At 36.8% G+C, this 11,739-nt stretch carries 9 protein-coding genes; 1 reads left to right on the forward strand and 8 read right to left on the reverse strand.

Translation table 11 applies throughout. The annotated features are described in order from the left end of the window. The first annotated feature begins 234 nt into the window (after positions 1-234). Positions 235-5,205 (forward strand): DEAD/DEAH box helicase, encoded by a 4,971-nt coding sequence (locus ACFIMQ_RS08650; RefSeq protein ID WP_375703841.1) that lies wholly within the window; start codon positions 235-237, stop codon positions 5,203-5,205. An 836-nt stretch (positions 5,206-6,041) separates the two neighbouring features. On the opposite strand, the gene ACFIMQ_RS08655 is transcribed toward ACFIMQ_RS08650, so the two are convergent. The 8 genes from ACFIMQ_RS08655 to ACFIMQ_RS08690 form a co-directional block, all read right to left on the reverse strand. Beyond that, complete coding sequence (locus ACFIMQ_RS08655) at positions 6,042-6,506, reverse strand: SMI1/KNR4 family protein (RefSeq protein ID WP_375678117.1); 465 nt, start codon at positions 6,504-6,506, stop codon at positions 6,042-6,044. Between the two features lie 48 nt (positions 6,507-6,554). Beyond that, a complete protein-coding gene (locus tag ACFIMQ_RS08660; RefSeq protein WP_375703842.1) occupies positions 6,555-7,124 on the reverse strand; it encodes an SMI1/KNR4 family protein in 570 nt (189 codons plus the stop codon). A 46-nt stretch (positions 7,125-7,170) separates the two neighbouring features. Then, the gene (locus ACFIMQ_RS08665) at positions 7,171-7,755 is read right to left on the reverse strand and encodes an SMI1/KNR4 family protein (protein ID WP_375618902.1); all 585 of its coding nucleotides are present in this window, start codon (positions 7,753-7,755) and stop codon (positions 7,171-7,173) included. A 52-nt stretch (positions 7,756-7,807) separates the two neighbouring features. Beyond that, positions 7,808-8,395, reverse strand: coding sequence for an SMI1/KNR4 family protein (locus ACFIMQ_RS08670; RefSeq protein ID WP_375703843.1), 588 nt, complete (start codon positions 8,393-8,395; stop codon positions 7,808-7,810). Continuing rightward, on the reverse strand, positions 8,392-8,865 hold the full coding sequence (locus ACFIMQ_RS08675) for an SMI1/KNR4 family protein (protein ID WP_375613701.1): 474 nt from the start codon (positions 8,863-8,865) through the stop codon (positions 8,392-8,394). The genes ACFIMQ_RS08670 and ACFIMQ_RS08675 overlap by 4 nt, the downstream gene beginning before the upstream one ends. A gap of 52 nt (positions 8,866-8,917) precedes the next feature. Beyond that, positions 8,918-9,505: an SMI1/KNR4 family protein gene (locus ACFIMQ_RS08680; protein WP_375703844.1), complete on the reverse strand. Its 588-nt coding sequence runs from the start codon at positions 9,503-9,505 to the stop codon at positions 8,918-8,920. Between the two features lie 42 nt (positions 9,506-9,547). After that, on the reverse strand, positions 9,548-10,123 hold the full coding sequence (locus tag ACFIMQ_RS08685; protein ID WP_375703845.1) for an SMI1/KNR4 family protein: 576 nt from the start codon (positions 10,121-10,123) through the stop codon (positions 9,548-9,550). A gap of 65 nt (positions 10,124-10,188) precedes the next feature. After that, positions 10,189-11,739: HNH/ENDO VII family nuclease (locus ACFIMQ_RS08690; protein WP_375703846.1), on the reverse strand; the 1,551-nt coding region annotated here is incomplete at its 5' end.

Genomic DNA, 11,739 nt, shown 5'->3' on the forward strand with positions numbered 1-11,739 from the left:
TGTCTTGATTAACCATAAAACAAACAGCAAATTTCACTATTTTGCTGATCTGACCCCGTGTCATGGGCTGTTGATAAGCAGCCTTTAAAAACCCCTTTTGAAAAAATATCTGCTTTTTTTATCAGTTTTTTCCCATTTTTATCGTTATTTGCTTTAAGTCAATTTGATTGAATTCGTTTTGATTCTTTTGATGGTTATTGATCATCTCATAAGGCAAGGGATTTTTATTACAATATGCTGCAATCTATTAAATCTGATAATGAACAATTCACTTTACGTTCCCTTTTACAATCCTATCGTGAACAGGCAACATCAAATGCTCTACGGGGGAAAGTGTTTGAAGATTTTGTGACAAAATATCTTATGTATGACCCTCTCCATTATGGACGCTACGAAAAGGTGCAAACCTATTATGAATGGGCGCAAAAGCGTGAAGGTTGGAATAAAAATGATATCGGCATTGATCTGGTTGCCAAGCTTCGCAATCAAGAGGGTTATGTCGCTATTCAATGTAAGTTTTATCAAGCAGATCATCAGATTAGTAAAAAGGATATTGATAGCTTTATCGCGGCATCTGGAAAAGACATCTTTAAATATCGTCTTCTTGTTGACAGTACGGAAGTGGAATTAAGTGACAATGTGAATGCCATGATTAAAGGACAAGCGATACCCGTTTATCGCATTGACCTTCGTCATATGGAAAACAGTCGGATAGATTGGCAAATATTTGCAACAAAAAAAGAGGTGGTTCTGAAATCAACCAAAGAGCCTCGTCCCCATCAAGAAGAAGCCATCAAGAAAGTCTGTGAAGATTTAAAAGAAGCAGACCGTGGCAAGCTGATCATGGCATGTGGTACGGGGAAGACTTTCACCAGTTTGAAGATAGCAGAAACCCTTGCTGGGAAAGGCAAGCGTGTTTTGTTTCTGGTTCCTTCTCTGGCTTTAGTCTCGCAAACAATCCGTGAATGGACAGCCGATGCACAAATCTCGTTGCGTTCCTTTGCGGTGTGTTCGGATACGAAAGTAGGCAAGCGTCGTAAAAACCAAGAGGATATTGTTGGCATGGAAACATCAGATCTTGTTCTCCCTGCTACCACGGATGCCCAAGCCCTTGCCAAAGAAGCTTGCGAAAACCTAGCAGATGCGATGACCGTGGTCTTTTCAACTTACCATTCTATCCAAGTGATTTCGGATGCGCAAAAGGATCATGCTTTACCCGAATTTGATCTGATCATTTGCGATGAAGCACATAGAACAACTGGGGCTGTGTTAGGAACAGACAAGCGTGAATCTGAATTTATCAAGGTTCATGATAACAGAATCATTCGGGGTAAAAAACGTCTATATATGACAGCAACCCCCAAAATCTTTACAGATAAGATAAAAAGGAAAGCTGACCTATCTGATACTGTTCTTGCCTCTATGGATGACGAAAAAATTTATGGCAAAGAACTGCATCATTATACATTTGCGGAAGCTCTAGAACATAAACTGTTATCACCTTGTAAAGTTATCATATTAGTTGTCAATGAAAAAGAAGTAAGCCAATCCATTCAACATCTTATTACCGATAAGAATTATGAACTTATTCTTGACGATAGGACCAAGATTAATGGCTGTTATAGAGCCCTTACCAAAATGGATCTGAAACTTGATCTTGAAGATGACCCCAATCCCATGCGTAGAGCTTTAGCATTTTGCAAAGATATTGAGACTTCTAAACGCATATGCAAGGAATTCAAAAAAGAAAAAGTTCAAGAATCTTTACGCGCTCTTCATAAAAACTATAAAGATACTCCCCCTCTTAACTGTACCCTTGCCCATATTGATGGAACCTTTAGTGCTAAAGAGCGTACAAAACAACTTGAATGGTTAAAGGAAGATGCGGGGGAAAATACCTGCCGTGTACTTACCAATGTACGCTGTCTTTCTGAAGGTGTTGATGTTCCTGCTCTTGATGCCGTTCTATTTTTACACCCGCGAAAAAGTCAAATTGAGATTATTCAAGCAATAGGACGTGTCATGCGTCGAGCAGAGGGTAAAAAAAGAGGCTATATCATTCTACCCGTTGGGATACCCGCTGACATTCCGCCGGAAATAGCCTTAGAAAACAACCAAAAGTATAATGTCATCTGGCAAGTTCTCAATGCTTTACGTGCTCATGATGATAACTTTAATAAAATAATTCACCATATGCACAAAAAACAAGACGTAAGCGATGCTCTTGAAATTGTTGCTGCTTCTCAAGAACTTGCGTTAGAAGATACGACCACGGTTATTGATGATTTACCTATACGCTCAAAATTAGAGTATTCAGGACTTAATATTGGGTTAGCAACTTACGAATCTTCTCACACATATGAAGAACAAGGAGAACTCCCCCTTTTTTCTAAATGTAAAGATGTCATTAGAACTGCTATTGTTAATAGATTTTACGATCCTAGCTATTGGAAAAAATGGGCAATAAATGTTGGTGATCTTGCTCAAACTCATATCACACGCTTAACTGAAGTTTTAACAAAATCAGAAACGGAAACGCGGCGGGTGTTTAATGGTTTTATGACCGAATTACGTAGTAATTTAAACACAACCCTCTCCGAAGAAAATGCGATTGAAATGCTTGCGCAACATCTTGTGACGCGTCCAGTCTTTAATGCTTTATTTGAGGGGCATCAGTTTGTTCAAGAAAATCCCGTATCTTGCGCTTTACAACGTGTACTCAATGCCCTTGATAAAGTTACTCCTAAAGAAGAATCTCAAGATCTCAAAAATATTTCTAAGAGTGTACAATTTTACACGCGTGGAATTACCACTCTTGAAGCACAACAAAGTTTAATTGTAGAGCTTTACAATGAATTTTTCCGTTATGCTTTTCCGCGTACAGTAGAAAAATTAGGCATTGTTTATACTCCCATTGAGGTTGTTGATTTTATCATTCATTCTGTTGATGATGTGTTGCGTCATGAATTTGGAAAAAGTCTAGGATCACGTGGTGTTTCTATTCTTGACCCTTTTACGGGTACTGGGACCTTTATCACACGGCTATTACAATCCAATCTCATCAAACCAGAGGATATGGAATATAAATACCGTTATGATATCCACGCAAATGAGATTGTCTTGCTAGCCTATTACATAGCAGCGATTAACATTGAATCGACGTATCATAGTATCATGAAAGGTGAGTATATCCCTTTCAAACATATTGGTTTAACCGATACATTCCGCATGCTTGAAGAGAAAAGCCTTCTGCAAAAATTATTCAAAGAAAACAGTGAATATTTAGAGCATCAAAAGAAACTGGATATCAAAGTTATCTTTGGTAACCCTCCTTATTCAACAGGTCAAAAAAGTGCTAATGATAATGCAAAGAATACGCCTTATCCGATATTAAATGACCGTATTGATGAAACTTACGCCGCTCAATCTAAAGCAAGCCTTATGCGAAATCTTTATGATAGTTATATTCGTGCCATTCGCTGGGCTAGTGATCGTATTGATAATGCTGGAGTAATCGGTTTTGTTTCTGGTTCTGGTTACATAGAAAAGTCAACAATGGATGGATTACGAAAATCTTTAGCCAAAGAGTTTACGAGCATTTATGTGCTTAATTTACGGGGGGATCTTCGCAAAAATATGTTAAGCAATGGAAGAGCTCAAGAAGGTGAAAATATTTTTGGCAATGGTAGTATGACCGGTATTGCTGTAACCTTGTTTATCAAAAATCCCAATGCTATTGGACCTTGTAAAATTTACTATCATGATATTGGTAATAATCACACAAGAGAAAAAAAGCTTAAGACAATTAAAAAATTTAGGAGCATTGATGGCATTACACGAAGTAAACAAGGTTGGCAAATAATCACACCAGATAAACATGGTGATTGGCTTGGTCAACGTGATAACAATTTTAAAGCATTTTTATCCATAGGTTATAAAAAAGGTCATGGTAAAAAGCTTTTTGATACTTATTCCTGTGGTATTGTAACTAGCCGTGATGCTTGGGTATACAATTCAAGCCATGAAGTTTTAGCGAAAAACATAAGTAATATGATTGCCTTCTATAACAGTGAAGTAAAGCGTTTTAATAATGTTTATGGACATGTTGATCCTAGGATACGTAAAAATGCTGTAGACAATTTCGTCAATACAGATACGAGAAAAATCAGTTGGAGCCGCGCTCTTAAAGAAGATTTAGCAAAAGGAAATACTTTTGAATTTGAAGCTACATGCCTTATGCAAAGTTTATATCGTCCTTTTACACAACAGTGGCTCTATTATAATCGCACCTTCAATGAAATGGTTTTACAAATGCCGCGGATATTTCCGATGGGAAAAGCGGTTGAAAATAAAGTAATTCAAATTACAGGCGTAGGAGCAAGGTGTGGTTTTTCTGTTCTTATGTCTGAAGATTTGCCTAATCTAGATGCAATAGAAAAAGGTCAATGCTTTCCACGGTATTTTTATGAAGATACTATGGTTTCAAAAGGTAAAAGTGAGAAACAATCCCATTTATTTACAGAAGAAAGCAAAACAGCTGGTTTACAGAGGCGTGATGCCATTACTGATGAAGGATTAGCACATTTTAAAGCTGCTTATCCTAATGAAAAAATCACTAAAGATGATCTATTCTATTATGTTTACGGTTTACTTCATTCGGAAGATTATCGTGCTCGTTATGCTGATAACCTCTCTAAAGAATTGCCTCGTATCCCTTGTGTAAAGAGTGCTGGTAATTTTTGGAAGTTCGTAACAGCAGGGCGTGAACTGGGTCATTTGCACGTGAATTATGAAACTGTAGAGCCTTATCCAGTGACTTTTAAAAAGGGTAATCCAAAAGTTACAGAAATCTCTAATCCCGAAAAGTTTTATTATGTTACTGAAATGAAATTCGCAAAAGCAGGTAAAGAGAAAGATAAAACCACTGTTATTTATAATAACAATATCACAATAACAGATATACCTCTTGAAGCTTATGCGTATATCGTCAATGGTAAACCCGCTCTTGAATGGGTTATGGGGCGTCAATGTGTAAAGACTGATAAAAAGAGTGGCATTGTTAATGATGCCAATCGCTATGCTGTTGAAACCGTTGGCAACCCTGCTTATCCATTAGAGTTGTTTCAAAGGGTTATTACCGTAAGTTTAGAGACAATGAAAATCGTAAAAAACTTACCAAATTTGGTATTAAGAGAAACTGAATAACTTATAAAGCATGCTCACATAATGGGTATGATAAACGCATAAGGGGTATAGAGCTTATAACCATAATCTATACCTCTTTTGTTAAGTTGATTAGATACAATCCTAATATGCGTTATTCTAAAAATAAGGCTTTGTACTTTTAAACACTCTTATTGGGATTGCTTTAAGACTTTTAAGAAACCCACTCTTAAAGTGAGTTAGATTTTTTTACATTGCCTTTAAGAGGTTATACCGTAATCTAAAATGAGTGCTTTATTGTTTTCAAAAGCTTTGTTTAAAGAGAGTTATATATATTCATTTTCTTATATTACTTATAGGTTTTGAAGGTTTCTCAAACTCTCAAAATACCTTCAAAAATATATCGTTGGTTGTATTTACATGTTGTGTTTTAATATAGATTGTATCTCTAAAATGCTAATATATTGAAATATAATGACTTTTATTTTTCGATTGAAAAAAAATATATAAAGGGGAGTAAAAGGAACCCTCAAAATACTCAAAATCTTCAAAACTCATAACCATAATGGTCTTGATAGCATTTCATATGAGTTACAAACTATCTTTTGAAAGGCTTTAAAAGATTATATGCTTTTCATAAAGCACATTTTAATCATTCACTAAATGATCACTTTTGTCGATTCAATGTACTGACATAAACTGACAAATATATATTTACAGTTGTATTTATTTGTTATGGCTGTTTTAATAAGTTGTATTTTGAAAAATTCATAAAACTTAACTTATTGAAATATAATGATTTTAATTTTCTCTCATTTAAAAAAAATAATGGTGGTTTAACATTGCAATTTGAAAATAAAACCACCATACAAAGAAATTTACTTCAAATTATCTGTAATCCTTTTACAGAGGAATTCATAGAAGTTACTTGCATAATATTGTGGATCCTTGGGTGGAAAATCAAAATAGAGTGCACATTCTCCATTCTGAAATTGAGAATAATCGAAGAAAAATGTCTCTCCAAAATCGGTTCTACTAACAATAAGTTGCTGTGGCGTTGCAAAACCATTTTTTCTATAATTTAAGTTTTTATAAACAATATCATCACTACGAACAATCTCAAAGTTTGTATCATAAACGCTACATATTTCCTCACCACAAATTTCCCCTCTTCCATAGTTTTTTAAAAAACTTTTATAGGAAGACGTAAACTGCAAACCAAGAGTTTTCTCTGCTTTTTCAATCAGTGCATCATCAACTGCTTCATCTGTAGAGCCAAAATCGATACTATCGTTATATTTATCAACTAGTACTGCAACATCAGCTAAGGTATAGGTTTTCATAGATGATCCTAAAAACTTGCGTAACGCTCCATATTTCCTCTATCAATTTCACCTCTTCCATAGTTTTTTCCAAAAGCTCTTGTAAAAAGGGATAGGTTGCGGAGTGGGAATGTTCTCAATCTTTTCAATCGGTTGGTCTCCATCAGGTATCTCAACTCCCACGCTTTCTTTAATTCTTTTGCAAAGGAATTCATAAAAATTACTGGCGTAATATTCGCAATTATCCAATGGATACATAACATAGATTGGACATTCTCCATCCCGAAACTGCGTATAATCAAAATAAAAAATTTCATCAAAATCAGCGTAACACACGACAAGCTGTTCTGATGTTGCAAAACCATCTCTTCTATCATTTAAGTTTTGGAAAACAATATCACCACCAGGGATATCTGCTCCACACTCCTTATAAAGGCTAAAGATTTCTTCACCACCAATTTCTCCTCCTACATATTTTTTTAAAAAGCTCTTATAAGAAGATGTGAATTGCAAATCGAGAGCTTTCTCCGCCTTTTCAATCAGTAGATCATCAGCCGCATTTTCTTCAGTACGAAAATTGATAATATCATTATATTTATCAATTAATACTGCAACATCATCTAAAGTGTAGGTTTTCATAGATGATCCTCAAAACTTGCGTTATAAACGCTCCGTATTTCTTCTATCAATTGCCCCTCCTCCATAGTTTTTTCCAAAAACTCTTGTAAAAAGGGATAGGTTGCGGACTGGGAGTGTTCTTAGTCTTTTCAATCGATTGATCACCATCAAGTATCTCTTCTCCCGCGTGTACTATAATCCTTTTGCAAAGGTATTCATAAAAATTACTTGCGTAATATTCGCAATCTTCAGATGGAAGCCTGACATAGAGTGGGCATTCTCCATCCCGAAACTGCGTATAATCAAAATAAAAGGTTTCACCAAGATCATAACTCACAACGAGTTGTTCTGGTGTCGTAAAACCACGTTTTCTATCATTTAAGTTTTGGTAAACGATATCACCAGCAGGAATACCTTCCCCACAATCCTTATAAAGGCTAAAAATTTCTTCGCCACCAATTTCTCCTCCTTTATAATTTTTTAAAAAACTCTTGTAAGAAGATGTAAATTGTAAACTGAGAATTTTCTCCGCCTTTTCAATTACAAAATCATCAACCGCATTTTTTGCAGTACCAAAATTGATAATCTCATCATCATATTTATTCACTTTATCAATTAATACTGCAACATCATCTAAAGTATAGGTTTTCATAGATGATCCTCAAAACGTGCGTTATAAACGCTCCATATTTCCTCTATCAATTTCACCTCTTCCATAGTTTTTTCCAAAAACTCTTGTAAAAAGGTATAGGTTGCGGAGTGGGAGTGTTCTCAATCTTTTCAATCGGTTGGTCACCATCAGGTATCTCAGCTCCCACGCTTTCTTTAATTCTTTTGCAAAGGAATTCATAAAAATTGCTAGCGTAATATTCGCAATCTTCAGATGGAAGCATGACATAAAGTGGGCATTCACCATCCCTAAACTGCGTATAATCAAAATAAAAGGTTTCACCAAAATCTGTTCTGCTAACGAAAAGCTGTTCTGGTGTCACAAAACCACGTTCTCTATTGAGTAAGTTTCGGTAAACAATATCACCAGCAGGAATACCTTCCCCACAATCTCCATAAATGCTAAATATTTCATCACCACCAATTTCTCCTCCTCCATATTTTTTTAAGAAAATTTTGTAAGAGGATGTGAATTGCAAACCCAAAGCTTTCTCCGCCTTTTCAATCTGTAAATCATCTGTTTCATTCTCTCTATCATCTTCAGTACCCAAATTGATAATATCATCATATTTATTCACTTTATCAATTAATACTGCAACATCATCTAAAGTATAGGTTTTCATAAATCTTCCCCTGCATGGTCCTTAATTCTTTTACAGAGAAATTCATAAAAATTACTTGCATAATAAAGGGGATCTCCAGATATTACCTCAAAATAGAGCGGACATTCACCATCCTGAAACTGAGAGTAATCAAAGTAAAATGTCTCACCAAAATCAGTTCTACTGACAACAAGCTGCTGTGATTTTGCTAAACCATTTTTCATTTCTGTTAAGCGATTATAGACAATGTCACCACCATAAACAGTTTCAAAGTCTACACCATAAATGCTAAAAATTTCCTCGCAACCAATTTCTCCTCCTCCATAATTTTTTAAAAAACTTTTGTAGGACGAGGTGAATTGTAAACCAAGAGTTCTCTCAGCCTTTTCAATCAATATATCATCAGGTGCATCCTCTGCAGTGCCAAAGTCGATAACATCCGGATACTTATTAATTAATTGTGCAACATCAGCTAAGGTATAGGTTTTCATGGATGATCCTCAAAACTTGCGTTATAAACGCTTCATATTTCCTCTATCAATTTCACCTCTTCCATAGTTTTTTCCAAAAGCTCTTGTAAAAAGGGATAGGTTGCGGAGTGGGAGTGTTCTCAATCTTTTCAATCGGTTGTTCACCTTCAGGTATCTCAACTCCCGCGTGTACTTTAATTCTTTTGCATAGGAATTCATAAAAATTACTGGCGTAATATTCGGACTCCTCATCCGCAAACATGACATAGATTGGACATTCTCCATCCCTAAACTGCGTATAATCAAAATAAAAGGTTTCATCAAGATCATAACTCACAACGAGCTGTTCTGGTGTCGCAAAACCATGTTTTCTATCGAGTAAGTTTTGGTAAACAATATCACCAGCAGGAATACCTTCCCCACAATCTCCATAAAGGCTATAAATTTCTTCACCACCAATTTCTCCTCCTCCATATTTTTTTAAAAAAACTTTGTAAGAGGATGTGAATTGTACGCCGAGAGTTTTCTCCGCCTTTTCAATCTGTAGATCATCTGTTTCATTCTCTTCATCATCTTCACTACCCAAATTGATAATCTCATCATCATATTTATTCACTTTATCAATTAATACTGCAACATCAGCTAAGGTATAGGTTTTCATAGATGATCCTCAAAACTTGCGTAACGCTCCATATTTCCCCTATCAATTGCCCCTCCTCCATAGTTTTTTCCAAAAACTCTTGTAAAAAGGTACAGGTTGCGGAGTGGGAGTGTGCTCAATCTTTTCAATCGGTTGATCACCTTCAGGTATCTCAACTCCCGCGTGTACTTTAATTCTTTTGCATAGGAATTCATAAAAATTACTGGCGTAATATTCGCAATCTTCAGATGGAAGCATGACATAAAGTGGGCATTCACCATCCCGAAACTGCGTATAATCAAAGTAAAAGGTTTCACCAAAATCAGCGTAACACACGACAAGCTGTTCTGATGTTGCAAAACCACGTTTTCTAGCATTTAAGTTTTTGAAAACAATATCACCACCAGGGATATCTGCTCCACACTCCTTATAAAGGCTAAAGATTTCTTCACCACCAATTTCTCCTCCTACATATTTTTTTAAAAAGCTCTTATAAGAAGATGTGAATTGCAAATCGAGAGCTTTCTCCGCCTTTTCAATCCGTAGATCATCAGCCACATTTTCTTCAGTACGAAAATTGATAATATCATTATATTTATCAACTAATACTGTAACATCATCTAAGGTATAGGTTTTCATCAATTATCCTCCATAAATTATTTTATAAGTTTCTTTTTTCTCTTTTCATCAATCGTAGAGTATTACTACCGATGCTCCTGTCCCCATCTGTCAAAATTTAGACCTATGATACCCCATTTCATATCAATTATTCCTCCTAAATTACTGTTTTTTTGTTCTCTATACCCTTTAGCACGTTCCTTCCAATATTCCTCTCTCCAATTACCAAACTTGTCTCTCTCTATAAGCGATTGATGTGTTTTGGAAGGAGCATGAATTACGGAACTATATTTTTGGTGAGATTCCTTGCTCATTTCTGCTATGGGACCATCATGTGTTTGCTTTAAGTGATGCAACTCAACAGACTCATCATCAAATCCTATCGGTGCTCTTCCTGCTTCCATTCTCTCAACATTGGTGCCCCACACTTCTTTTTTGTTTACTGTCCATTTAGAAATTCTGTTAGGATCAAACAAATCGTCTCTCTGATAGGCTTTGTTCGTCTGTCCAAATTTGCTATCGGTAAATTTAGTGGGTTTCTCTTTTAACCAAAGCTTTTTTTCTTTAGCAGCAAGTTTGGTCAGTTCTTTCCTCGCCGCTAGTTTGTCAGGATTTCCCTGAGCTGCAAGTTCTGCAAGATTTTTCTTGGAAGCGAATTGGGCAAAATCTTTCCTAGCAATGAACTTGATCACAGCCTTGTTGCCAAGATTTATAGCTCCCTTGGCTGCTCCAGCTCCTCCAGCAAAGTTTTCTAATACTCCAGCTGATAATCTTCCACTTTCAAAACCAGCATTAAAAGCTCCGTCAACTCCCGCTTTTTCAATATTCTCTTTTACGTAATCTATATCCCCTATAAAGGAATCCTCAACACCTCCCCAGAATTGACCAGCACCTTCCCAGACATCATCAATCACATGTCCACTCACGACCCAAGACGCTCCTGTTCCAATGTCTTTAAAACTCTTTTCAACGCCCCCCCGTGGATTGCTAGCAAATATTATCATTTGTAACATCATGTTCTTCACAGCGCCATCAGCTAACTCGTATAGCTTGATTGGTATATCGGCAATGAGACCAGTCATAATTCCTGTCGAAAAAGTTCTATCTTGTTGTTCATCAATCTCGAACCATTTTTCGTTAACATCTCTTCGACACTGATCATCAGGGCACTCTTCTAACTCTTTCTTCATCTGAGCGCGTTGTGCACTCCCCAAAAAGTTATTTGCAGCGGCATTACCTGCGGCATCGGCGCCGGCATCAACATCGCCACCGGCAAGGGCAGCAGCAACGCCCCCCGCAGCCCGTGCAACATCAATGGTGTGATCCCTAAAGTCAGCAAACTGCGCATCAATCTTTGCGTTTATACGCGCTTCCTCTTCCGGAGTTGGGGTGCGACCGTTTAGGTCCCCCATTTCCTCTTTCACAATGCCTTGCACCCACAATTGAAACTGGAGCATAGCAGTGGCTTCGCCCACAGCACCCCCCACAGCACCTGCAGAGCAAGCACCACTCGCAACAGCACCTTTTAAGCAGCCAAGACCGGCGTGGGCAACGATCTGTGTGACCGTGTCTATTTTGCCTTCTGCCTTGGCGGTACCGATTTCTTCCGCCAACGATTTGCCAACCGTATCAGACAG

The organism is Bartonella sp. AD13SXNS (assembly GCF_042196465.1).
Taxonomy (GTDB): Bacteria; Pseudomonadota; Alphaproteobacteria; order Rhizobiales; family Rhizobiaceae; genus Bartonella.